General features: G+C 71.8%; 23 protein-coding genes. 11 read left to right on the forward strand and 12 right to left on the reverse strand.

The window, feature by feature from the left end:
• Positions 1 to 419: 419 nt before the first annotated feature.
• A complete protein-coding gene (locus HUX53_RS36290; protein ID WP_176407802.1) occupies positions 420 to 2,546 on the reverse strand; it encodes an MMPL family transporter in 2,127 nt (708 codons plus the stop codon).
• Between the two features lie 101 nt (positions 2,547 to 2,647).
• Between HUX53_RS36290 and HUX53_RS36295 the strand changes: the two genes are divergently transcribed.
• Positions 2,648 to 2,983: a cytidine deaminase gene (locus HUX53_RS36295; RefSeq protein ID WP_309237604.1), complete on the forward strand. Its 336-nt coding sequence runs from the start codon at positions 2,648 to 2,650 to the stop codon at positions 2,981 to 2,983.
• Between the two features lies 1 nt (position 2,984).
• Here HUX53_RS36295 and HUX53_RS36300 read toward each other — a convergent pair whose 3' ends face one another.
• The 4 genes from HUX53_RS36300 to HUX53_RS36315 all read right to left on the reverse strand — a co-directional run bounded on the left by HUX53_RS36300 (position 2,985) and on the right by HUX53_RS36315 (position 6,344).
• Positions 2,985 to 4,316 carry a hemolysin family protein gene (locus HUX53_RS36300; protein ID WP_176407803.1) on the reverse strand — a complete coding sequence of 444 codons (1,332 nt, stop codon included), beginning with the start codon at positions 4,314 to 4,316 and terminating at the stop codon, positions 2,985 to 2,987.
• A complete protein-coding gene (ybeY, locus tag HUX53_RS36305; protein ID WP_176407804.1) occupies positions 4,316 to 4,792 on the reverse strand; it encodes an rRNA maturation RNase YbeY in 477 nt (158 codons plus the stop codon). The genes HUX53_RS36300 and ybeY overlap by 1 nt, the downstream gene beginning before the upstream one ends.
• The gene (locus HUX53_RS36310) at positions 4,789 to 5,862 is read right to left on the reverse strand and encodes a PhoH family protein (RefSeq protein WP_176407805.1); all 1,074 of its coding nucleotides are present in this window, start codon (positions 5,860 to 5,862) and stop codon (positions 4,789 to 4,791) included. The genes ybeY and HUX53_RS36310 overlap by 4 nt, the downstream gene beginning before the upstream one ends.
• Before the next feature lie 137 nt (positions 5,863 to 5,999).
• A complete protein-coding gene (locus tag HUX53_RS36315; protein ID WP_176407806.1) occupies positions 6,000 to 6,344 on the reverse strand; it encodes a histidine triad nucleotide-binding protein in 345 nt (114 codons plus the stop codon).
• Between the two features lie 347 nt (positions 6,345 to 6,691).
• Between HUX53_RS36315 and HUX53_RS36320 the strand changes: the two genes are divergently transcribed.
• Both HUX53_RS36320 and HUX53_RS36325 read left to right on the forward strand, forming a co-directional pair.
• Entirely contained in the window at positions 6,692 to 7,234 is a 543-nt protein-coding gene (locus tag HUX53_RS36320; RefSeq protein WP_021597207.1) for a SigE family RNA polymerase sigma factor, read from the forward strand.
• Positions 7,231 to 7,920: a hypothetical protein gene (locus HUX53_RS36325; RefSeq protein ID WP_176407807.1), complete on the forward strand. Its 690-nt coding sequence runs from the start codon at positions 7,231 to 7,233 to the stop codon at positions 7,918 to 7,920. Before HUX53_RS36320 ends, HUX53_RS36325 begins: the two co-directional genes overlap by 4 nt.
• Positions 7,921 to 7,924: 4 nt before the next feature.
• Here HUX53_RS36325 and HUX53_RS36330 read toward each other — a convergent pair whose 3' ends face one another.
• The 3 genes from HUX53_RS36330 to hrcA all read right to left on the reverse strand — a co-directional run bounded on the left by HUX53_RS36330 (position 7,925) and on the right by hrcA (position 10,887).
• Positions 7,925 to 8,656 carry a 16S rRNA (uracil(1498)-N(3))-methyltransferase gene (locus tag HUX53_RS36330; RefSeq protein WP_176407808.1) on the reverse strand — a complete coding sequence of 244 codons (732 nt, stop codon included), beginning with the start codon at positions 8,654 to 8,656 and terminating at the stop codon, positions 7,925 to 7,927.
• Between the two features lie 75 nt (positions 8,657 to 8,731).
• The gene (dnaJ, locus tag HUX53_RS36335) at positions 8,732 to 9,871 is read right to left on the reverse strand and encodes a molecular chaperone DnaJ (protein ID WP_176407823.1); all 1,140 of its coding nucleotides are present in this window, start codon (positions 9,869 to 9,871) and stop codon (positions 8,732 to 8,734) included.
• Positions 9,872 to 9,873: 2 nt separating this feature from the next.
• Positions 9,874 to 10,887 (reverse strand): heat-inducible transcriptional repressor HrcA, encoded by a 1,014-nt coding sequence (gene hrcA, locus HUX53_RS36340; protein ID WP_176407809.1) that lies wholly within the window; start codon positions 10,885 to 10,887, stop codon positions 9,874 to 9,876.
• A 203-nt stretch (positions 10,888 to 11,090) separates the two neighbouring features.
• Between hrcA and HUX53_RS36345 the strand changes: the two genes are divergently transcribed.
• On the forward strand, positions 11,091 to 11,903 hold the full coding sequence (locus tag HUX53_RS36345) for a DUF3097 domain-containing protein (RefSeq protein WP_309237605.1): 813 nt from the start codon (positions 11,091 to 11,093) through the stop codon (positions 11,901 to 11,903).
• A gap of 62 nt (positions 11,904 to 11,965) precedes the next feature.
• On the opposite strand, the gene hemW is transcribed toward HUX53_RS36345, so the two are convergent.
• Complete coding sequence (hemW, locus tag HUX53_RS36350; protein ID WP_176407811.1) at positions 11,966 to 13,174, reverse strand: radical SAM family heme chaperone HemW; 1,209 nt, start codon at positions 13,172 to 13,174, stop codon at positions 11,966 to 11,968.
• Positions 13,175 to 13,338: 164 nt separating this feature from the next.
• Complete coding sequence (locus tag HUX53_RS36355; protein ID WP_176407812.1) at positions 13,339 to 13,779, reverse strand: hypothetical protein; 441 nt, start codon at positions 13,777 to 13,779, stop codon at positions 13,339 to 13,341.
• 161 nt (positions 13,780 to 13,940) lie between these two features.
• Here HUX53_RS36355 and HUX53_RS36360 point away from each other — a divergent pair, with 161 nt between their 5' ends.
• The 3 genes from HUX53_RS36360 (at position 13,941) to HUX53_RS36370 (ending at position 17,099) form a co-directional block, all read left to right on the forward strand.
• A complete protein-coding gene (locus tag HUX53_RS36360) occupies positions 13,941 to 14,828 on the forward strand; it encodes a hypothetical protein (protein WP_176407813.1) in 888 nt (295 codons plus the stop codon).
• Between the two features lie 198 nt (positions 14,829 to 15,026).
• Positions 15,027 to 16,424, forward strand: coding sequence for a hypothetical protein (locus HUX53_RS36365; RefSeq protein ID WP_176407814.1), 1,398 nt, complete (start codon positions 15,027 to 15,029; stop codon positions 16,422 to 16,424).
• Positions 16,425 to 16,580: 156 nt separating this feature from the next.
• Positions 16,581 to 17,099, forward strand: coding sequence for a DUF4870 domain-containing protein (locus HUX53_RS36370; protein WP_176407815.1), 519 nt, complete (start codon positions 16,581 to 16,583; stop codon positions 17,097 to 17,099).
• A gap of 7 nt (positions 17,100 to 17,106) precedes the next feature.
• Here the strand turns inward: HUX53_RS36370 and lepA are convergent, their stop codons facing one another.
• Positions 17,107 to 18,987, reverse strand: coding sequence for a translation elongation factor 4 (gene lepA / locus HUX53_RS36375; RefSeq protein ID WP_176407816.1), 1,881 nt, complete (start codon positions 18,985 to 18,987; stop codon positions 17,107 to 17,109).
• 206 nt (positions 18,988 to 19,193) lie between these two features.
• Here lepA and rpsT point away from each other — a divergent pair, with 206 nt between their 5' ends.
• Together rpsT and HUX53_RS36385 are read left to right on the forward strand one after the other, a co-directional pair.
• A complete protein-coding gene (gene rpsT, locus HUX53_RS36380) occupies positions 19,194 to 19,463 on the forward strand; it encodes a 30S ribosomal protein S20 (RefSeq protein WP_176407817.1) in 270 nt (89 codons plus the stop codon).
• A gap of 51 nt (positions 19,464 to 19,514) precedes the next feature.
• Positions 19,515 to 20,051, forward strand: a complete 537-nt coding sequence (locus HUX53_RS36385) for an RNA 2'-phosphotransferase (RefSeq protein ID WP_176407824.1) — start codon at positions 19,515 to 19,517, stop codon at positions 20,049 to 20,051.
• Here HUX53_RS36385 and HUX53_RS36390 read toward each other — a convergent pair.
• A complete protein-coding gene (locus HUX53_RS36390) occupies positions 19,993 to 20,520 on the reverse strand; it encodes a hypothetical protein (RefSeq protein WP_176407818.1) in 528 nt (175 codons plus the stop codon). The genes HUX53_RS36385 and HUX53_RS36390 overlap by 59 nt on opposite strands.
• Before the next feature lie 71 nt (positions 20,521 to 20,591).
• Between HUX53_RS36390 and HUX53_RS36395 the strand changes: the two genes are divergently transcribed.
• Together HUX53_RS36395 and HUX53_RS36400 are read left to right on the forward strand one after the other, a co-directional pair.
• Positions 20,592 to 21,512: a LysR family transcriptional regulator gene (locus HUX53_RS36395; protein WP_176407819.1), complete on the forward strand. Its 921-nt coding sequence runs from the start codon at positions 20,592 to 20,594 to the stop codon at positions 21,510 to 21,512.
• On the forward strand, positions 21,452 to 21,865 hold the full coding sequence (locus tag HUX53_RS36400) for an SRPBCC family protein (protein ID WP_176407820.1): 414 nt from the start codon (positions 21,452 to 21,454) through the stop codon (positions 21,863 to 21,865). The genes HUX53_RS36395 and HUX53_RS36400 overlap by 61 nt, the downstream gene beginning before the upstream one ends.
• Positions 21,866 to 22,287 lie beyond the last annotated feature (422 nt).

The following is a 22,287-nucleotide window of genomic DNA, read 5'->3' on the forward strand; positions in this document are numbered from 1 at the left end:
GGGGGGGGGGGGGGGGGGGGGGGGGGGGGGGGGGGGGGGGTGGGGGGGGGGGGGGCGGGGGGGGGGGGAGGGGTGGGGGGGCGGGGGCGGGGGGGGGGGGGGGGGTGGCGGGGGGGGGGTGTGGGGGGGGGGGGCGGGGTGGGGGGGGGGCGGCGGGGGGGACGCGAGCGGCGGGGGGCGGACGGACCGGTGCGGGCGGGGCCGCCTCCGCCCAGGGGGCGGGGACGGGCCGGTCGGCGGGGACCATCCGGCCCCGCGCGGCGGCGAGGCGGGCCAGCACCGAGCGCTGCCGGGGTCCGCCGAGATCGGCGGGCTCCCCCGCGACCTCGGCGCCGAAGGACCCGAGCACACGTACGACAGGCGACATGTCCCGATCAGCCTAACCGGGACATGTCCGACCATCGTGATCACTCCCCGCCCTACGCGCGGCTGGGCTCGGGCTCCCGCACGGCCGGGGCCTCGGGCGCGGCGCCGCCGTGCAGGTCGATCTCCGGCAGGACGCGGGCGACCGGCTTCGGCAGCCACCAGTTCGCCCGGCCGAGCAGCGCCATCGCGGCGGGCACCAGCACCAGCCGGACCACGGTCGCGTCCAGCGCCACCGCGACCGCGAGCCCCACCCCCATCTGCTTGATCACCAGGCCCGGGTCGGCGGCGAAGCCGAGGAACACCGCGACCATGATCAGCGCGGCGCTGGAGATGACCCGGCCGGTCGCGGCGAGGCCGGAGGTGACCGACCCGCGCGCGTCGCCGGTCCGCAGCCACTCCTCCCTCACCCGCGACAGCAGGAACACCTCGTAGTCCATCGACACGCCGAACAGGACCGCGAACAGCAGCAGCAGGATGAACGACGACACCGGGACGCTGTGCGGCAGCCCGAGCAGCCCGGCGCCCCAGCCCCACTGGAACACGGCCGTGAGCACCCCGTACGCGGCGGCGATCGACAGCAGGTTCATCGCGGCGGCCTTCAGCGGCGCCAGCAGCGACCGGAAGACGATCATCAGCATGACGAAGGACGTGGCGACGACCACCCCGATCACCGGCCACAGCCGGTCGGACAGCATCCGGGACAGGTCCACGTACGTGGCGGTCAGCCCGGTGATCTCCGCGCCGGGCGGCAGCGCGTCCGCGCGGATCCGGTCGACGAGGCCTGTCACCCGCTCGTCCTGCGGCCCGTACTCCGGCGTCACCATGATCACCGCGGCGTCGCGGTGCGGGGAGAGCATCGGCGGCGCGACGGCCGCGACACCGTCCGTCCTCGCGAGCCGCTCCCCCAGTCCCGGCAGGACGCTCTGATCGGCCTTCTCCAGGTCGACGGCGACGACCAGCGGCCCGTTGGCGCCGGGGCCGTAGGCGTCCGCGACCAGGTCGTACGCCTGCCTGACCGTATTGGACGTCGGCTCGCTGCTGGCGTCGCTCGGCCAGGTCCGCATGCCGAGCGCGGGCGCGGCCAGGGCGAGCATCAGCACGGACGCGGCGAGCAGCCACGGCCACGGGTGCCGCCCGACATGCCCGGCCCACCGGCGCACCTTCGGCGACTCGACCGTGATCACCGCGCCGGCGGCGCGGTCGCGGCGGCGCAGCACCCGCCGTCCGGCGAGGCCCAGCACCGCCGGCAGCAGGGTGAGCGCGCTCAGCACGGTCGCCGCGACGACGAGGCCCGTCGTGAACCCCATCGTCATGAAGACCGGGATGCGGGACAGCACCAGCCCGCACAGCGCCAGCAGCACGGTGAACCCGGCGAACAGCACCGACAGGCCGGCCGTGGCGATCGCCCGTCCGGCCGCCTCGGGCACGTCCAGCCCCGCCGCGAGCCCCTCCCGGTGCCGGGTGAGGATGAACAGCGCGTAGTCGATGCCGACGCCGAGCCCGACCATGGTCGCCAGCGTCGGCGCGGTCGTGGCCACATCGGTGACCGCGGCCACCAGCGTGATCCCCGACACGCCCACGCCGAGCCCGGCCAGCGCCACCGCCAGCGGCAGCCCCGCCGCCACCACCGAACCGAACGCCAGGAAGAGGATCACCAGCGCGGCCACGATCCCGATGGCCTCGGCGACGCCACCCGGCGCCGTGACGTTCTCGGGGACCTGCCCGCCGAACTCCACCTGGTATCCGGCGAGGCCCTTCGTCGCCGACCGCAGCCGGTCGAGCGTCTCACCGGGCGCCAGGTCAGTGACGGGCACCGAGTACCGGACGGTCATCAGCGCGGTCGCCCCGTCCGGGCTCGGCTGCGCCGGGCTCACCTCGCTCACGTGCGGCAGCTTCCGCAACTCCCCCGCCGCCGCGGCCAGCTTCGCCCGGTCGACCGTCCCGGATTTCGCGTGGACGACCACCCGCGCGTCCGCGCCCGACAGCGCGGGGAACCGGTCCCGCAGGAGGTCGGTGGCCTGCTGCGACCCCGTCCCGGCCAGCGTGTAGTTGTCGTGCAGGGAGCCCCCGGCCACCCCCGCGAACCCGGCCACGGCCGCGACGATCGCCAGCCACACCACGATGAACCGCCAGGGCCGCAACGCGGCGGCCCTCCCCAGGCGGTAAAGCAGACGGGACATCATTTCTCCCCCGGATCGGCACTCTGACCGTCCGAGGGTCGCGCGGACCCCTTGCCGCCCACTTGCCGGTGACTTGCGGCCCACCCCGTACGCTGGGCGGCGTGAGCGAGCTGAACGCCGAGGACGCGAAGATCATCACCCTGGCCAGGTCGGCGCGGGCCCGCACGGGCGCCGCCGAGGGCGCGGCCGTGCGCGACGAGACGGGCCGCACCTACAACGCCACGAGCGTGGACCTGCCGTCCCTCAAGCTCTCGGCCCTCAAGGTCGCGGTGGCCATGGCCGTCTCCAGCGGCGCCGAAGACCTGGAGGCCGCCGCCGTGGTGACGTCCGCCGAAACCCCCGACCCGACCGACGTCCAGGCCGTCCGCGACCTGGGCCCCAAGGCCCCCGTCCTGGTCGCCGCCCCGGACGGAACCCTCCGCACCACCCTCGCCTGATCTAGCGGGTCCGGTCCGAGCCGCCGGTTGCGGGTGCGTCCGCCGCGGTGGCGCCCAGTCTCGTCACCAGCACAGTGCCGATGCGGTTGCGGCGGCCGGCGATGGTCTCGGCCTTCAGTGTGAGGACGGGGCCGTCCTCGCCGGAGCCGACCTCGGCCGTGGAGCCCTCGATGGGGACGCGGCCGAGGGCGTGGGCCAGCAGGCCGCCGACGGTCTCTACGTCCTCCCCGTCGAGCTCGACGTCGAACAGCTCGGCGAGGTCCTCGACGGGGAGGCGGGCGGTGACGCGGGCGGCGCCGTCCGGGAGCCAGGTGACCGGCGGGGTCTCGCGGTCGTACTCGTCGGTGATCTCCCCGACGATCTCCTCCAGGATGTCCTCGATGGTGACGAGGCCGGCGGTGCCGCCGTACTCGTCGATGACGATCGCGACGTGGATCTGCCGGGCCTGCATCTCGCGCAGCAGCTCGTCGATCGGCTTGCTGTCGGGGACGTAGGTCGCCGGGCGCATGACCGAGTCGACCGTCTCGACCGACTCGCCCTCGCGGTGCTCCTGGGAGCGGCGGACGACGTCCTTCAGGTAGGCGATGCCGACGACGTCGTCCTCGTTCTCGCCGACGACGGGGATGCGGGAGAAGCCGCTGCGCAGCGCGAGCGACATCGCCTGCCGCAGCGTCTTGGTGCGCTCGACGAACACGATGTCGGTGCGCGGCACCATCACCTCGCGGACGAGGGTGTCGCCCAGCTCGAACACCGAGTGGATCATCTCCCGCTCGACCGGCTCGATCAGCTCGCGCTGCTCGGCGAGGTCGACGAGGTCGCGCAGCTCCGCCTCGGACGCGAACGGGCCCTCCCGGAACCCCCGGCCGGGCGTCAGCGCGTTGCCGAGCGCGATCAGCAGCGCGGGCAGCGGCCCGAGCACCCGGGTCACCGGGTGGATCACCGCGGCGCCGGCGAGCGCGATCCGGCCGGCGTGCTGGATGCCGAGCGTGCGGGGGCCGACGCCGATCACCACGTAGCTGACCACGATCATGATCGCGGCTGCGGTGACGTAGGCGCGCCACGTCTCGTCCAGCCAGGAGATGCACAGGTCCGCGACGATCACGGTGGCGACGAGCTCGCAGCCGATCCGCAGCAGCAGCACCATGTTGACGTAGCGGGCCGGGTCGGCGACGACCTCGGCGAGCCGCTTCGCGCCCCGCCGCCCCTCGCGGACGATCTCGTCGACGGTGACGCGCGACACCCGGGCGAGCGCCGTCTCGGTGCCGGCCAGCAGGCCCGCCAAGAGGACAAGACCCACCGCCAGGGCGGACAGCCACGCCTGCGCCGTGCTCATCAGCCGCCGCGTTTCTCCCGCCAGGAGCCGAGGAGCTCGGCCTGCAGGCCGAACATCTCCTTGTGCTCCTCCGGCTCGGCGTGGTCGTAGCCGAGGAGGTGCAGGATGCCGTGCGCGCACAGCAGCTCCAGCTCCGCCTCGGTGCTGTGCCCGGCCTCCCGCGCCTGCCGCTCCGCGACCGACGGGCACAGCACGACGTCGCCGAGCAGCCCCGGGTCGGTCTCGCCGTCCTCGTCGGCGCCGCCCGACATGTGGCCGGGGCGCAGCTCGTCCATGGGGAACGAGAGGACGTCGGTCGGGCCGGGCTCGTCCATCCACTTCTCGTGCAGCTCGGTCATCGCGGCCTCGTCGACCAGCAGCACCGACAGCTCGGCGAGGGGGTGGACGCGCAGCCCGTCCAGGACGTGCCGGGACAGCGCCGCGATCGACGTCTCGTCGACCGGGACGCCCGACTCGTTCAGCACCTCGATGCTCACTGCCGCCCCCGCTTGCGGGACCCGCCGCCCGCGCCCTGCTTGAACTCGGGCACGCGCGTCTCGTCCCAGCGGTTGTAGGCGTCGACGATGTCGGTGACGAGCTTGTGCCGGACGACGTCGCGGCTGCTCAGCCGGCAGAAGTCGATGTCCTCGACGCCCTCCAGGATGTCCTGGACGACGCGCAGCCCGCTCGTCTGCCCGCTCGGCAGGTCGACCTGGGTGACGTCGCCGGTCACGACGACCTTCGACCCGAAGCCGAGCCGGGTGAGGAACATCTTCATCTGCTCGGGCGAGGTGTTCTGCGCCTCGTCCAGGATGATGAACGAGTCGTTGAGCGTCCGCCCGCGCATGTACGCCAGCGGGGCGACCTCGATGGTGCCGGCGGCCATCAGGCGCGGGATCGAGTCGGGGTCGACCATGTCGTGCAGCGCGTCGTACAGCGGCCGCAGGTAGGGGTCGATCTTCTCGTAGAGCGTGCCGGGCAGGAACCCGAGCCGCTCCCCCGCCTCGACGGCCGGACGCGTCAGGATGATGCGGTTGACCTGCTTGTCCTGCAGCGCGCGGACGGCCTTGGCCATCGCCAGGTACGTCTTGCCGGTGCCGGCGGGACCGATCCCGAACACGATCGTGTGCCGGTCGATCGCGTCGACGTAGCGGCGCTGGTTCAGCGTCTTCGGGCGGATCGTGCGGCCCCGGCTGGACAGCACGTCCAGGGTCAGGACCTCCGCCGGGCGCGCGTCGCTCTCGCCGCGCAGCATCGCCAGGCTCCGCTCCACCGCGTCGGGGGTGAGCTGGGTGCCGCCCTTCAGCAGTTCCAGCATCTCGCTGAACAGGCGGGACGCCAGGTCGGTGTCGGCCTCCCGGCCGGTCACGGTGATCTCGTTGCCGCGGACGTGGATGTCGAGGTCGCTGCCGAACGCCTGCTCGATCGCGTGGAGCAGCTCATCCCGGGAGCCCAGCAGGCTCACCATCGAATGGTCGTCCGGCACCACGATCTTGATCTGCGAGCGCGAGCCGTTCCGGTCGTCGCGCCCCGTGCGAGTTGCCCTCGTGTGAGTTGATTCGACCATCAGCCGGGCCTTGCGGCCTTTCGGACCTGCCTTCTGTGCTCCGGGTGTCCAGGTATGTCGTTTCCATCGTACTGGCCACCCCCGGCACGGTGCCGAAAGGTTTTTCGCGTGGCGTAACTCCCCGGTATGCGGCGGGGTCAGCCGGGGGGCCAGTTGAGGCCGCGGCCGCCCAGCACGTGCGCGTGCACGTGGAAGACGGTCTGGCCGGCCTGCGCGCCGGTGTTGAACACGACCCGGTAGCCCGCCTCGGCGACGCCCTCGTCGACGGCGACCTGGTGGGCCTCGCGGACGACCTCGGCGAGCAGCTCGGCGTCGGCCGCGGCCAGCTCGCCCGCGGTCGGGTGGTGGTCGCGCGGGATGACCAGCACGTGCGTGGGCGCCTGCGGGTTGATGTCGCGGAACGCCACCGTCCCGGCCGACTCGCGGACGATCTTCGCGGGCACGTCCCCGGAAACGATCTTGCAGAACAGGCAGTCGGTCATCTGTCTCCCCTCGCCGCGGCCGGTGACCGGCCCCGGAATCCTATCCGGACCGGGACGGCTATGGCCCGCGGCGCCCCGTTGCGGCTAGGGTTTCCGGTGATCGACCTCCGGTTGCGGGCACCATGACGGCCGGTCACTGGTTAAGGTTGGCAACTCAAGGCGTACCCCCCGGTTCGCAAGGCGTTGCGGCGCGCTACCGTCCGGGCGGGGACGCCCGATTCATGCCACCCCGAGGGCGCCCGTCCGAACGGACGGCCGGGGCCGGCAAAGGCGGCGGACAGGTGACCGAGGCAGACCAGGACATGCCCTTTCGTAAACCGGGCGAGGAGGGCGCGCGTCGAACTGACGTGACCGAGACCCTCGTGGCCAGGGGCACGGCCGGGGCGGTGGCCGTCGCCTGGGACGCCGACCAGGCGGTGACCGCGCTCTACAGCGCCAACTACCGCTCGCTCGTCCGCCTGGCAGCCATGCTCGTACGGGACGCCGGGACGGCCGAGGAGGTCGTCCAGGACGCCTTCGTCGCCATGCACGGCGGCTGGCGGCGGCTGCGCGACCCCGACAAGGCCCTGTCGTACCTGCGCCAGTCCGTGGTGAACCGGTCGCGATCGGTGCTCCGCCACCGCGCCGTCGTCGAGAAGTACGCCCCGAAGGGCCTGCCCGACGCGCCGAGCGCGGAGGCCGGGGCCATCGGGGAGCTGGAACGCTCGGCGGTCATCGACGCGCTGTCCCGGCTTCCCGCCCGCCAGCGGGAGGCACTCGTCCTCCGCTACTACGCCGATCTCTCCGAAGCGGAGATCGCGAACGCGATGGGCATCTCCCGCGGTGCCGTGAAAAGCCATACGGCGCGTGGAATGACCGCGCTACGCAACGTCCTGGAGCAGTTCTCATGACCACCGACCCCCACGACGAGCACGGCGAGATCCTCCGCCGTGCCCTCCGCGCGGAGGCGGACTCGGTCAACCCCGCGGGCGACGGCCTGGAGCACATCCGGGCCCGCATAGCCGACGGCCAGAGCCGCCGGTTCGGTCTCGGACGGTTCTTCGGCCCCGCCCGGTTCGGGTTGGACCGGTTCGCCCTCAACTGGGCGCGGCCCGTCCTCGCCGTCGCCGCCGCCGTGCTGATCGCGGCGCTCGGCGTGACGGCGCCGCAGACCATGAGCCTCATCCAGCAGACGGTCGGCAACAACGGGCCGTCGGACGGCGGGCAGGGCAACACCGGCAAGGACCGCACCGACGCCCAGGGCAACCCGCAGTTCCCCGACCCGTCGTCCCCGGGGGCCAGCGCGTCCGGCTCCCCGTCGGCCGCGTCGACGGTGAGCCCCAGCTCCTCGCCGGGGCTGTCGTCCTGCCGCATCCCGCAGCCGGGCGCCGCCTCCGCCTCCCCCGGCACGACCGCCACGCCGACCCCGGCGACCACGCCGTGCCCGAGCGAGACGCCGTCGCAGGCGCCGACCACGCCGACGCCGTCGACGCCGACCTCGCCGCCGAGCTCGGAGAAGCCCACCGACGCGCCGACGCTGACGCCGACGAGCGAGCCGGCGAACACCGCGGAGCAGGGCGCCGCCAGCACGCCCTAGCGGCTCACCAGCGTCCGGTGGCGGCCAGCAGCACGCTGGCCGCCGCCACACCGGCCGTCGACGTGCGCAGGACGGTCGGGCCGAGCCTGGCGGGGCGCCCGCCGGCCGCGGCGAACCGCTCCAGCTCCGCGTCCGTGATGCCGCCTTCGGGGCCCACCACGAGGACGATGTCGCCGTCCGCGGGGGCCTCCGCGGCGCTCAGCGGCGCCTCGGCCTCCTCGTGCAGGACCAGGGCGAGGGACGCGGCGGCGATCCGCGCGGCGACGTCCTCGGTGGACGCCAGATCCGGCACCTCGGGCAGGCGGGCGCGGCGCGCCTGCTTGGCGGCCTCCCGGGCGGTCGCGCGCCAGCGTCCGAGGGCCTTGTCGCGGCGTTCCGGGCGCCACCGGGTGACGCAGCGGTCCGCCGCCCACGGGACGATCACGTCCACGCCGACCTCGGTCATCGTCTCGACGGCCAGCTCGCCCCGGTCGCCCTTGGGCAGGGCCTGGACGACCGCGATGCGCGGCGCGGGGGGCGGCTCGCGGTGCCGGGCCCGCACGTCCAGCGTGAGGGACGCGCGGTCGGCGGCGGTGACGACGCACTCGGCCAGCAGCCCCGCGCCGTCGGTCAGGTCGACGCGCTCACCGGGCCGCAGCCGCCGCACGGCCGCCGCGTGCCGGCCCTCGGGCCCGTCCAGGACGACCGTGTCCCGCTCCAGGGCGTCGGACCCGGCGAGGAACACCGGCGGGCTCATGCGGGCCTCTCCATGCTCGTCTCAATGCTCGTCGTCGCCGCGGCGGCCTTCCCGGTAGGCCGCCGCCACGGCGCTTCAGTGCTGGTTGAAGACGTCCTTGATGCGGGAGAACATGCCGTTGCGCTGCCCGGGCGCGAACTTGCCGGGCGGGCGCTCCTCGCCGCGCAGGGCCGCGAGGCGGCGCAGCAGGTCCTCCTGCTCCTCGTCCAGCCGGTTCGGCGTCTCCACGTTCACGTGGATCATCAGGTCGCCGCGCCCGCTCTCGTTGAGGTGCCGGACGCCCCGGTTGTAGAGCGTGATGACCTGCCCGGACTGCGTGCCCGGCTTGATGTCGACGCTCTCGGCCGCGTCCAGCGTCTCGATCGTGACGCTGGTGCCGAGCGCCGCCGCGGTCATCGGGATCTCGACCGTGCAGTGCAGGTCGTCGCCCTCCCGCTCGAAGATCTGGTGCGGCTTCTCCACGATCTCCAGGAACAGGTCGCCGGGCGGGCCGCCGCCCGGGCCGACCTCGCCCTCGCCGGCGAGCTGGATGTGGATGCCGTTCTCCACCCCGGCCGGGATCTTGACCTTGACGGTGCGCCGGGTGCGCACCCGGCCGTCGCCGGAGCACTCGGTGCACGGGTTGCGGATCACCGACCCGAACCCGCCGCACGCCGGGCACGGCCGCGCCGTCATGACCTGGCCGAGGAACGAGCGCTGCACCTGCTGCACCTCGCCCCGCCCGTGGCACGTCTCGCACGTGTCCGGGTGGGTGCCGGGCGCGCAGCCCGACCCCTCGCAGGCGCCGCAGGCGACCGCGGTGTCGATGGACAGCTCGCGGGTCGTGCCGAACGCGGTCTCCTTGAGGTCGAGCTCGACCCGCAGCGTCGCGTTCCGGCCGCGCCGCGCCCGCGACCGCGGGCCGCGCGAGGTCGCCGTCCCGAAGAAGGCGTCCATGATGTCGCTGAACGGGAACCCGGCGCCGCCGAACCCGCCGGCGCCCGCCCCGCCGCCCCCGGCCGCGAACGGATCCGCGCCGAGGTCGTACATCTCCCGCTTCTTGGGGTCGGAGAGCACCTCGTACGCCTGGGTGATCTCCTTGAACTTCTCCTGGGTCTCCGGATCCGGGTTGACGTCCGGGTGGAGCTCGCGCGCGAGCCGGCGGTAGGCCTTCTTCACCTCGTCGGCGCTGGCGTCGCGCCGGACGCCCAGAGTCGCGTAGTAGTCGTTCGCCACTTTCACGACCCCGCCAGGATCTGTCCCACGTAGCGTGCCACTGCCCGTACCGCTCCCATCGTGCTGGGGTAATCCATGCGTGTAGGCCCGAGCACTCCAAGCCGGGCCAAGGTGAGGTCGCCCACCCCGTAGTCCGCGGCGACGACCGAGGTCGACCGGAGTCCCAGGTCGGGGTTCTCGGTGCCGATCCGCACCGTAACTGTAGAGGAGTCTCCGGTCTCACCGAGCAGCCGCATGAGGATGACCTGTTCCTCAAGCGCCACCAGCACCTCCCGCAGGCTCTGCGAGAAGTCCACGGCGGCGAGGTTGGCCGCGCCGGCGAAGACGATCTTCTCCTCGTGGTTCTCCACGAGCGTCTCCAGCAGGACCGACAGCACCGCCGCCGCGACCGGCCGCTCGTCCGGCCCCACCTTCTCGGGGAGGTCCGCGACGGCGGTCGGCACGTCGCCGAAGCCGAGTCCGTCCAGGCATGTGTTGAGCAACGCCCGCAGGTGCCCGATCGATTCCTCGGAGATGCTGCCGGGCGTCTCGATGACCCGCTGCTCCACCCGCCCGGTGTTGGTGATGAGGACGAGCAGCAGCCGCCCCTCGGCGACCGGGACCAGCTCGACGTGCCGCACCGACGAGCGGGTCAGCGACGGGTACTGCACGACGGCGACCTGCCGGGTGAGCTGCGCGAGCAGCCGCACCGTCCGGCCGACGACGTCGTCGAGGTCGTAGGCGCCGGTGAGGAACGTCTCGATCGCGCGCCGCTCGGCGACCGACAGCGGCTTGATCGTGGACAGCCGGTCGACGAACAGCCGGTAGCCCTTGTCGGTCGGGATGCGCCCGGCGCTGGTGTGCGGCTGGGCGATGTAGCCCTGCTCCTCCAGCACCGCCATGTCGTTGCGGATGGTCGCCGGCGACACCCCGAGGTTGTGCCGGTCCGCCAGGGCCTTCGACCCCACCGGCTCGTTGGTGGAGACGAAGTCCTCGACGATGGCGCGCAGGACCGCGAGTTTACGGTCGTCCAGCACGGCGTCACCTCCCTCGTCCGGCCGGCCTCCCCGCTGGCACTCCTTGCTCCTGAGTGCCAAGTGTACGGCCCCGGGGCCCCGTTTGGAGTGCCCGCGCACCGCCCGCACGGCTGCGTGATCCTATCCGTATCGGACGCCGGCGCCACGCCGGGGGACGAGGGGCGACGCCGTACGGCCGTCCCGGCGGGTTAATGTGCGGACCCGTGCGCAGTAAGGACTACGGAAACGACATACTCGCCGGCGACTGGCGCAGGCCGCGCAAAGGCCAGATCCCCGAGATACCGGCCGAACCCGGGCTGGTCGCGGAGGATCCCGGCAGCGGCTTCTGCGGCGCCGTCGTCGGTTGCGACAAGTTCGGCGTCACCCTGGAGGACCGGTTCGGCAAGCGGCGCGTGTTCCCGCTCACCAAGTCCGGCTTCCTGATCGACGGCAAGCCGGTCACGCTGGTCAGGCCCGCCGCCGCGCCATCGGGCCCGGCGCGCTCGGCGTCCGGCTCCATCGCCGTTCAGGGGCTGCGCGCCCAGGTGGCCAAGGAGAGCCGCATCTACGTGGAGGGCGTCCACGACGCCGAGCTGGTCGAGAAGATCTGGGGCCACGACCTGCGCGTCGAGGGCGTCGTCGTGGAGTACCTCGAAGGCGTGGACGACCTGCCCGCCATCGTCGAGGAGTTCGCCCCGGACGAGGACCGCCGCCTGGGCGTCCTGGTCGACCACCTGGTGGACGGCTCCAAGGAGTCCCGCATCGCCGCGCAGGTCTCGTCCCCGCACGTCCTCATCACCGGCCACCCGTTCATCGACATCTGGGAGGCGGTCAAGCCCGCGGCCGTCGGCATCCGCGCCTGGCCCCGCATCCCGCGCGGCGTCCCGTGGAAGGAGGGCATCGTCGCCGAGCTCGGCTGGGGCGACAACACCGGCGCCGCCTGGAAACGCATCCTGAACTCGGTCAACTCCTACACCGACCTGGAGCCCGCCCTACTGGGCCGCGTAGAAGAACTGATCGACTTCGTAACCGTGTAGCCCCCTGGAACCCCCGTCGCGACGCAGGGCATGCCCGTGTTCCGGTGGTTGAGGCTTGCGTGCTAGGTCAGGTCGCGGACAACGGCGTCGGCTAGGAGGCGGCCTCGTTGAGTCAGGACGGCGCGGCCTTGCTTGTACGGGGCCGGTTCTAGTAGGCCCTCGTCTATCGCTCTGCGGACGGCCTTGTCGTCCAGGAGGTCGGTGGGGCAGCCCTGGGCGAGGCGCAGTTCGAGCATGATGCGCTCGATGTGGCGGTCGTCGTCGGTCAGGATCTCCCTGGCGTGGGCGGGTGTGGTGCCTTCGGTCAGGCGGGAGGCGTAGGCGGCGGGGTGCTTGACGTTCCACCAGCGGGTTCCGCCGACGTGGCTGTGCGCGCCCGGGCCGACGCCCCACCAGTCGGCGCCCGTCCAATAGAGCATGTTGTGGCGGCAGGCGGCGGAGGGATCGGCGGCCCAGTTGGAGATCTCGTACCAGTGCAGGCCGTGGGCGCCGAGCATCTCGTCGGCGATCAGATAGCGGTCGGCCATGGCATCGTCGTCGGGAGGCGTGAGTTCTCCGCGTTTCACCTGCGCCGCTAGGCGGGTGCCCTCCTCGACGATGAGCGCGTAGGCCGAGACGTGGTCGGGCTCCGACGCCAGGGCGGCCTCTAGGGAAGCCCTCCAGTCGTCGTCTGTTTCGCCTGGCGTTCCGTAGATGAGGTCGAGATTGATGTGCTCGAAGCCTGCCTTACGCGTCCACTCCACGACCTGCGGGACACGTCCGGGAGTGTGGGTGCGCTCCAGGACGGCCAGGACGTGCTCGCGCGCGCTCTGCATGCCGTACGAGATCCGGGTGAATCCGGCCTCACGGAGCTTGGCCACGTAGGCCTCGTCCACCGACTCGGGGTTCGCCTCAGTGGTGACTTCCGCGCCCTTGGCGAGCCCGAACTCCGCATCGATGGCGGCCAGGACACGTCCCAGATCGTCCGGCGGGAGCAACGTCGGTGTACCCCCGCCCACGAAAACCGTCTCGACGGGCAGGTCCACATCCCCAAGGACGCGCCGCGCCATCCGCACTTCACTGACGGCGGTGTCGGCATACGAATCCCGGCTCGCGCCGGGCCCCAGTTCCGTCGCCGTGTAGGTGTTGAAGTCGCAGTACCCGCACCGCGTCACGCAGAAGGGCACATGGACGTAGAAGGCGAAGGGACGGTCTCCAAGACCGGCCAGCGCACTGCCGGGCAGCGCGCCGTCGCGGGGTACGGGATCACCGTCGGGAAGCGTGGATGGCACCCTTCAAGTCTGCCTCCCGGACCCACCTGCTCAGACCCGCCGCCCGTTCAGACCCGCCGCCCGCTCAGACCGGCAGCTTGTTCAGCCCGCCGCCTACTCAGACCCGCCGTCCATTCAGGCCCTGCGGGTGCTCAGGCCGTAACCTGCTCGAACTCCGCGAGTGTTCAGGCCTCGTCGAGTTTCGCGCGGAGCCAGTCGGGGATGTGGGCGTCGGTGCGGGGGAAGCGGTCCAGATCGAGGGCGTAGGCGGACGGGGTGAGGGGCGGGGTGAACTCCGGTTCCCCGTCGTAGTCGAACTCGGCGCTGAACCGGCCGGAGCGCTCGATCCGCAGGCGCGCGGTGAACCAGGCCCCTTTGCCGTTCCGGTACATGACGCGGCGCAGCTCGTCCATCCTGCCGATGGCCTGCCCGGGCGGGATGGCGGTGCGGCGCCCGCCGTCGGCGTCCTCGACCTCGAACGAGGCGCTGTCGATGCCGACGGTCGCGCGGAACTCGAAGTCGAGGCGCTCCCAGCCGTCCGGGGCGGCGGAGCGCAGCGCGCGGACGGCTCCGTTCACCGTTTCCCGCTCCTTCGCGGAACGCAGAACCTGCTCGGGGTGGGTCACGCTACCTCCGGGAGGTCGGGTCGGGACCGGCTGGCCGCCGTCTCCGACCGTACCGACATACGCGCCGAGATCGAGCAACCCCCGCCGTGTCGTCGGGAAACCACCCGCCGGGCGGCCGGAATGGAGCGTGCCGACCCTCTTGGGTGGATAGTGTCGTCGGGATGGCGGACGAGGGTGGGACCGAGCGGGGACGCGCGCCGGCGCGGGTGCTGCTGCACGGCGGGCCGGACGGCTGGCACTGCGTGGTGGTCGACGGCGCGGGCGCCGGAACGCGCTGGTCGACGGGCGGGCGCGCCGACCCGGAGCCGCCGTGGTGGCGCCGCCGGCTCGCCGAGACGGCCGAGGGGCTGCGCGAGGCGGTCGCCGAGCGGCTCACCGACACGACGTTCCGCACCCTCGGCGTCGAGGCCGTGATCACCTGGTTCGCGGTGGACGAGCCCGTCGAGTGGGAGGGCCTCGTCACGCTCCGGGAGGCCGATCCGGCGCGGTTCCCCGGCCGGGTCGCGCCGTTCGTGATCACGCTGGAGCCGGGCCGCGGGGCGCTGCTGCCGGACGCGAGCCTGCTGTTCTCCACCCAGGCCGCCGACGCGTGGGCGACGCTCGCCGCGGTCGCCGACCGGTGCGGCACCCGCCCGCCGAAGGCGTCGCTGCTGTGCGGGTGGGCCGACCACCGGAGCGTCCGGGTGGGGCGCGGCGCGCTGGCGCTGTCCACCGACCGCGGCGAGGACGGCGTGGAACGGCTCGCCGAGATCTGCGGCACGCGGTCGCCCGGCTGGAGCGGCAACCCGGAGATGCGGTTCCGGCTGGACGGCGTCGACCTGCTCGACGAGCCCGCCGACGACGTGGTCGCGCTGCTGCGGGAACTGGGGCACGGGGTCGTCCGCCGTGGGCGGGCGGTCCGGCTGGCGGACTCCGGCCTCACCCTGTACGGCCCCGACCGCCCGGGCGAGCCGGAGCGGCCGAGCGAGGCCGAGCGGTTCACGGCCGTATCCCTGCAACTACCGGCCGCCCTCGCCACCCTCCGAATCCCACCCCGCACCCACGTCTGAACCTCACCGCGCTCACTCCGAGCATTACCACTAAGCCCACACCGGGCCCACACCGGGCCCACACTCGGGCCGCACCGGAGCCGCACTCGGGTCACACCAGGCTCGCACTGGGACTTGCTCCGGGACTCATCTAGCTGACACCGGCGGGCGACCGGGTCGTCATCGGAATGCGACCCCGGCGGCCTACCTTTCCTGATCATGAGAAGCCGTGCGCGTCATGCCGTGCTCGCCGTGACCGGCGCCGTCCTCGCCGGTGCTCCCCTCTCCGTCGCCGTCTCGCCCGCCCACGCAGCCGCCGCTGGCGCGATCACCGTCCAGCGCGGCGGGCCCGCCAGGTCGCTCCCGTTCACCGCCGACCGCGCCGGGGAGGCCGTGATCTCGTTCGCCGCCTCCGCTCCGGGCGTCTCGTGGGTGCGCAGGGGCGCCGAGTCCGCCGTCGTGTCGATCTCGGTGGACGGACGGCACGTGACCGACCTCGTCGTCCCCTCGTCCGACGCGATCCCCCGGAGCCTCGGCCTCGGACATGTCGGGAAGGGGCGCCACAAGGTGACGCTGCGCTTCGCCAAGGGCAGCGCGCCCGCCGCCCGCAGCGTCGACCTGCGGCAGGTCGGGGTCCGGATGTCGGACGCGCTCGCCCTGCGCCACGCGCCGATCGTCGTCGGGCGGACGGGCTGGCCGTTCGGCGACCCGTACCAGAACGCCACCACCGACGCCCCGCTGATCGCCTGGCACGAGACGCGGCCCGCCGCGACGCCGGGGCACCGCGTCATCGAGTACTCGCTGGTGTGGAGCAACGAGGACGGCGGCACCGACACGCCCGCGCTCATGGCCCGCTGGGGCCGCACCACCGACATCGAGTGGGTCTACCGGGTCGAGGTCGACGCGTCCGGCGACCGGGTGGACGGCACCGCCGTCTACCAGGCGCCGTTACACCTCACGCTGAAGTTCGCCGGCCGGTACGAGGGCGACCATCCGGTGCTCCAGACCTGCACGCAGAACAACAACATGTGCGACGTGATCTCGCCTGACCCGCCGCTGCGCTTCCTGCTCGACGCGTCCCGGACACGGCCGGACGGGCGCGCTCGCGAGGTCGTCATGGACCGCGAGCCGTGGACGTACCGCGTCGCGGCCCAGGAGATGGTGCGCGAAGGGAAGATCGAGAACCCGTCCGATCCGGCGACGCGGGAGGTCGGCGACCAGCGCACCTACCTGTTCATGGAGTTCGCCAAGACGACGGGTGCGGCGACCACGATCGGGTCGGCGCCGGGTGTGGCGCTAGGGGTACGGCTGAAGTCCGACCCGTCCAGGCTGTACCGGTCCGACCATGATGAGGCGACGTGGGCGATCGATCGTGACGGTGCTGTCGCCACCACCGTCGAACTACCGGAGGGGACGGGGGTCTCCGACATCGCGAGCATCGAGGCGGTCCGCCGTCCGACAGGATGGGGCGACAACGGCGCGCCGGCCACGGTCACGTCCATCAACCGGGGGTTCTTCCTGGACGAGTCGTACCTGCCGCAGCCGTCGTCCTTCGCCTGGACGGGCTCGGTGACGCTCACCCAGGCGAACCCGTCAGCCGTCATCTGGCGGCCCTGACCCTCTCCGCCGCCCGGCCCGTGGCGCGAAACGGCCACAGGTCAGGCGGACGAAGGGAACCCGTCCGAACTTCTCATGCGTCGAAAGAGTCATACACTTCGCGTAATAGCTCGCACGGCGCATCCGCGCAGCGAACTAGAGGAGAGGACGTCCGCCATGGCCTACGGGCCTCCCCCGTCGCCCGGCCAAGGGCAGCAGCCTGGATCGCAGGCGCAGCCGCAGGCACCCTGGCAGCAGCAAGGGAACCTGTGGCAGCAACCCCAGCAGGGGCAGCAGCAGCCCGCCCCGGGTTGGCAGCAGCCTCCGCAGGGCGGGCACACCGCCCAGATGCCCGGGCACTACGGGCCCGTCAGCGACGACGACAGGACGTGGTCGCTGATGGCGTACGTGGGCCAGTTTCTCGTCGGCGCGGTCGCACCGGCCATCGTCTACTTCGGCAAGGCCGGGTCACCGTTCGTCCGGCGGCATGCGGCGCAGGGCCTCAACATGGGCATCGCCGCCATCGCGGTGTGGTTCGTCTTCGGCCTGCTGTCCCTGGCCGTCGAGTTCTTCATCTGGGTGCCGCTGCTGTTCACGGCCGCGGTGATGTTCTTCCTCGTCTACGCGGGACGGGCCGCCAACCGCGGCGAGTTCCGCCGGGTGCCCACCGTGGTGGCGTGGCCCATCCTGAAGTAGCGGGACCCTACTTCTTGCCCTTGTCGGCGTCGCCGCCACCGCCACCTGTGGAGAGGGCGGCGACGAAGGCCTCCTGCGGGACGTCCACCCGCCCGATGGTCTTCATCCGCTTCTTGCCCTCCTTCTGCTTCTCCAGCAGCTTGCGCTTGCGGGAGATGTCGCCGCCGTAGCACTTGGCGAGGACGTCCTTGCGGATGGCGCGGATGTTCTCGCGGGCGATGATGCGGGCGCCGATCGCGGCCTGGATCGGCACCTCGTACTGCTGCCTCGGGATGAGCTCCTTCAGCTTGGCCGTCATCATCAGCCCGTACTCGCGCGACTTGTCCTTGTGGACGATCTGGCTGAACGCGTCCACCGACTCGCCCTGCAGCAGGATGTCGACCTTCACGAGGTCGGACTCCTGCTCGCCGCTCGGCTCGTAGTCGAGCGAGGCGTACCCGCGGGTCCGCGACTTCAGCTGGTCGAAGAAGTCGAAGATGATCTCGGCGAGCGGCAGCGTGTAGCGGATCTCGACGCGGTCCTCCGACAGGTAGTCCATGCCGAGCAGCACGCCGCGGCGGCCCTGGCACAGCTCCATGATCGCGCCGATGTGGTCGGACGGCGTCAGCAGCGTCGCCTTCACCACCGGCTCGTACACGGTGGCGATCTTGCCCTCGGGGAACTCGCTGGGGTTGGTGACGGTGTGCTCCGTCCCGTCCTCCATGTCCACCCGGTACACGACGTTCGGCGCGGTCGAGATCAGCGACAGGTCGAACTCGCGCTCCAGCCGCTCCCGGACGATCTCCATGTGCAGCAGGCCGAGGAAGCCGCAGCGGAACCCGAACCCGAGCGCCGCCGACGTCTCCGGCTCGTAGACCAGCGCGGCGTCGTTCAGCCGCAGCTTGTCGAGCGCGTCCCGCAGCTCCGGATACTGGTCGCCGTCCACCGGGTACAGGCCGGAGAACACCATCGGCTTCGGGTCGCGGTAGCCGCCGAGCGCCTCCGGGGCCTGCCGGGACGCGACGGTCACGGTGTCGCCGACCCGCGCCTGCCGGACGTCCTTCACCCCGGTGATCAGGTAGCCGACCTCGCCGACGCCGAGGCCCTGCACGGGCTTCGGCTCCGGGGAGATCACGCCGACTTCGAGGGTCTCGTGCGCCGCCCCGGTCGACATCATCAGGCTCTTCTCGCGGCGGGACAGATGCCCGTCCATGATCCGGACGTAGGTGACGACGCCCCGGTAGGTGTCGTACACCGAGTCGAAGATCAGCGCGCGGGCCGGGCCGTCCGGGTCGCCGACCGGCGCCGGCACCTCCTGGACGATCTTGTCGAGCAGCTCGCGGACGCCCTCGCCGGTCTTGCCCGACACGCGCAGCACGTCCGACGGGTCGCAGCCGATGATCCCGGCCAGCTCCTCGGCGTACTTGTCCGGCTGCGCCGCGGGCAGGTCGATCTTGTTCAGCACCGGGATGAGGTGCAGGTCCGCCTCCAGCGCCAGGTACAGGTTCGCGAGGGTCTGCGCCTCGATGCCCTGCGCCGCGTCCACCAGCAGGACCGCGCCCTCGCACGCCGCCAGCGACCGCGACACCTCGTAGGAGAAGTCGACGTGCCCGGGGGTGTCGATCAGGTTCAGGACGTGGTCGACGCCGCCGGACGTCCAGGGCAGCCGGACGGCCTGGCTCTTGATCGTGATGCCGCGCTCGCGCTCGATGTCCATGCGGTCGAGGTACTGGGCGCGCATCTGGCGCTCCTCGACCACACCCGTCAGCTGCAGCATCCGGTCCGCGAGGGTCGACTTGCCGTGGTCGATGTGCGCGATGATGCAGAAGTTGCGGATGATCGCGGGATCGGTCTTGTCGGGCTGAGGCGCTGGCACCGGGGTCCGTTCGCAAAACTCACTGGTGGACATGGATATGTGTGCTTCCATAGTCCCATGCCGGGCGCGATGCTCCGTGCACGGTCCGGTTTGGGGCAGGCCCCGGTGATTGGTAGGCTGTGCGACTGCGTGTGGCGTAGCGTCGTGCCCCGGGGGCACCGTCCCGCCCCCGTTCAGACATTCCGTTGGAGCCTGCCGGTGAGCAGGCGTGGATCGCAACCAAGCTGAGGCACTACGACGTGGCTAACATCAAGTCCCAGATCAAGCGCAACAAGCAGAACGAGAAGGCCCGCCTGCGCAACAAGGCCGTCAAGTCCGAGCTGAAGACGGCGATCCGCAAGTTCCGCGAGGCCGCCGAGGCGGGCAACGTCGACGACGCCGTCGCCGCGCAGCGCAGCGCAGCGCGCAAGCTGGACAAGGCCGTCAGCAAGGGCGTCATCCACAAGAACCAGGCCGCCAACCGCAAGTCGGCGATCGCCAAGCAGGCCGCCGCCCTGCAGGCCAAGTAGGAGCCGCACGCCCGGGGCCGGCCGTTCCCGCGCCGGCCCCGACGCATGTCCATGGACGAGCGCCGCGTGGTGAAGATCTCGAAGTATCTCGCCAAGCACCTGCGGCACCGCCCCGAGCGGATCGGCCTCACCCTCTCGCCGGAGGGCTGGGCGGACGTCCCGGAACTGCTCGCCGCCGCTTCACGGCACGGCTTCGCTCTCACCCGCTCCGAACTGGAGCACGTGGTGGAGGCGAACGACAAGAAGCGCTATGAACTGGACGGGGACCGGATACGGGCCGTCCAGGGGCATTCAATACCGGTCGAGTTGAACCTGCCTGCTCAGGCCCCGCCCGAGTTCCTTTACCACGGCACCGTCCGCCGTTCCGTGGACGCGATTCTGCGCGAGGGACTGCTACCGATGGGCCGGCACGCCGTCCACCTCTCCCCCGACCTCGAGACCGCCCTGCGCGTCGGCGCCCGCCGCGGCCGGCCGGTCGTCCTCACGGTCGGCTCCGGGCGGATGGCCGCCGACGGGCACGAGTTCCGGGTCAGTGCGAACGGCGTGTGGCTGGCCGATTCCGTCCCGCCGGAATATCTGCGCGAATGACCTCGGCAGCGTCCCACCCGGGCAGGTGCCGCACCCATTCGGGACCCTTGCTCGGCCCGAACAGATACCGGTAGGGCACGATCTCACGAATGGCCCGGTGCACGTCCAGCCGGTCATCGATCATGTGCGTGATGCCGAGTTCCGCGCAGTGGTCGGCCTTCTCCGCCCGCTTCCGGCAGAACCGGACGTTCGCCCTCGGCAGCCCTGTCCTGGCGTAGAAGTCATGGTGGTCGAGCCACGCCAGCGTCCTTTTCCGTACCCGGTCGCCGCACTTGGAGATGATCCAGGCGCGCCCTTCAAAGGCTTCAACAAGCCCCGGCAGCACCTCATAGACTCCCTCAGTCGCAGGCGAGGCGATGGCCTCCTCAAAGCTCCCGTCCAGGAAGACGGTGTCGTCGTCACCGGGCGCCAGCAGCCCCCCGTGAATGACCCGCCCGAAATCAACGCCGAGCCGAGGTTCGATATCCATACTCCCAACCCTGTGCCCCGCACTCCCTAAAAGAGAACTATTAACAACCACCCCAGCTATAGTTTGCACCTATGGACCTGAGCCGCCTCTCCACCGACGCGCTCGCCTCGTTCGCCGTCTTCGCCGACCACCTCAACTTCACCCGCGCCGCCGACGAACTCCACATCTCCCAGCCCGCCCTCCACGTCAAGGTGCGCAAACTCTCCGAAACCCTCGGCCGCCCCCTCTACACCCGCCACGGACGCAGCCTGGCCCTGACCCCCGCCGGCGAGCAGGTGGCCCGTTTCGCCCGTGACCTCGACGCCCGCGTCTCCACCTTCCTGGCCGACGTCCACGGCACCGCCCCGTCCCGCGCTCCGACCCTGGCCGCCGGCGAGGGCGCCTACCTGTACCTGCTCGGCGATGCCGTCCACCCGGGCGTCCGCCTGATCAACGGCGACCGCGCCCGCACCCTCACCGCCGTCCGCACGGGCCGCGCCGACGTGGGCGTCGCCGTCCTGGACGTCCTGCCGACCGACGTAGAGGCCGAACTACTCGCCTCCTACCCGCAGACCCTCGTCATGCCGGACGACCATCCCCTGACCGCGAAACCCCACCTGACGCTTTCCGACCTCACGGGCACCGCCCTGATCGTCCCGCCCCCAACGGGCCCCCACCGCATCACCCTCGAACGAGCCCTACGAGCAGCCGAGGTCCCATGGTCCCTGGCAGTCGAGGCCGAGGGCTGGCCACTGATGCTGCACTTCGCATCCCTGCGCATCGGCCTGGCCGTCGTGAACGGCTGCGTGCCCCCGCCGCCGGGCCTGACCGCACGAGAGATCATCGACCTGCCCGCCGTCCCCTACTACGCTCTGCACCTGCCGGGCCGCACCGACGACCCCCTGGTCACCGACCTCCTGTCCGCCGTCCGCACCGCAGTGAGGAGCACGCCATGCATTTCGAAGTCTCCGTCGACATCGAGGCCGCCCCCGAAACCGTCTGGAACCTCCTGAAGGACGTCGAACACTGGCCCGAGATGACCGACTCGATCAACCGCGTAGAACTACTCGACGAGCCGTTCACCCTCAGTTCCCGCGCCCGCGTCCACCAGCCGAAACTCCCCGCCGCCGTCTGGACGGTCACCGCCTTCAAAGAGAACGAGACCTTCACCTGGGAATCCCGCTCCCCCGGCGTAACCACCACCGCCGCCCACGACATAACCCCCACCCAGAACGGCGTAACCGTCCGCCTAACCCTCACCCAAAAAGGCCCCCTAGCACCCCTGATCTCCCTCCTAACAGCCCGCCTAACGCGCCGCTACGTAACAATGGAAGCCAACGGCCTAAAAACAAAAGCCGAACAATAACCCACTCCAACAACCGCCCCCATCAACAACAGCACCCCCACCCAAAGCCGTGTCCACCCCAGGACCCGCAAAAGCCACCGGAGGGGGACGCGATGATGCTGCTGCGACCACCGGGGGTGTTCGCGAGCCGGGACGCCTACGCCAGGCTGAACTCCCCTCGGCGCGGCGAACTACCTACCCATCCGGAGGACAGCGCACGGTACAACCGGGCAGCGCGCAGACAACACGGCGACAGGCATGCCCGAAGACCAGTGCGGCGGCGACCGAGCCACCTCAGAGCCATCCGTCCCGACCAGGGCGGTGGACGGCTCCACCGGGGCCCGAGGACGCCTCCACCGGGGGCGAGGGCCGCTCCATCGGGGGCCGAGGGACGGCCTACTGGCATGCCCCTACAACCACCTGACGCCGCCCGCACAGCCGCG

The sequence above is a fragment of the Actinomadura sp. BRA 177 genome (assembly GCF_013372625.1).
Taxonomy (GTDB): domain Bacteria; phylum Actinomycetota; class Actinomycetes; order Streptosporangiales; family Streptosporangiaceae; genus Spirillospora.

Bases quoted from the DNA above. Each gene is read 5' to 3' on its own strand.
- HUX53_RS36365 (WP_176407814.1), top strand. From the start codon at position 15,027: ATGAGAAGCCGTGCGCGTCATGCCGTGCTCGCCGTGACCGGCGCCGTC.
- lepA (WP_176407816.1), bottom strand. From the start codon at position 18,987: ATGTCCACCAGTGAGTTTTGCGAACGGACCCCGGTGCCAGCGCCTCAG.
- HUX53_RS36390 (WP_176407818.1), bottom strand. From the start codon at position 20,520: ATGGATATCGAACCTCGGCTCGGCGTTGATTTCGGGCGGGTCATTCAC.
- HUX53_RS36400 (WP_176407820.1), top strand. From the start codon at position 21,452: ATGCATTTCGAAGTCTCCGTCGACATCGAGGCCGCCCCCGAAACCGTC.
- HUX53_RS36385 (WP_176407824.1), top strand. From the start codon at position 19,515: ATGGACGAGCGCCGCGTGGTGAAGATCTCGAAGTATCTCGCCAAGCAC.
- HUX53_RS36310 (WP_176407805.1), bottom strand. From the start codon at position 5,862: ATGGTCGAATCAACTCACACGAGGGCAACTCGCACGGGGCGCGACGAC.
- HUX53_RS36330 (WP_176407808.1), bottom strand. From the start codon at position 8,656: ATGAGCCCGCCGGTGTTCCTCGCCGGGTCCGACGCCCTGGAGCGGGAC.
- HUX53_RS36300 (WP_176407803.1), bottom strand. From the start codon at position 4,316: ATGAGCACGGCGCAGGCGTGGCTGTCCGCCCTGGCGGTGGGTCTTGTC.
- HUX53_RS36290 (WP_176407802.1), bottom strand. From the start codon at position 2,546: ATGTCCCGTCTGCTTTACCGCCTGGGGAGGGCCGCCGCGTTGCGGCCC.
- HUX53_RS36360 (WP_176407813.1), top strand. From the start codon at position 13,941: ATGGCGGACGAGGGTGGGACCGAGCGGGGACGCGCGCCGGCGCGGGTG.
- HUX53_RS36315 (WP_176407806.1), bottom strand. From the start codon at position 6,344: ATGACCGACTGCCTGTTCTGCAAGATCGTTTCCGGGGACGTGCCCGCG.
- HUX53_RS36395 (WP_176407819.1), top strand. From the start codon at position 20,592: ATGGACCTGAGCCGCCTCTCCACCGACGCGCTCGCCTCGTTCGCCGTC.
- HUX53_RS36325 (WP_176407807.1), top strand. From the start codon at position 7,231: ATGACCACCGACCCCCACGACGAGCACGGCGAGATCCTCCGCCGTGCC.
- HUX53_RS36370 (WP_176407815.1), top strand. From the start codon at position 16,581: ATGGCCTACGGGCCTCCCCCGTCGCCCGGCCAAGGGCAGCAGCCTGGA.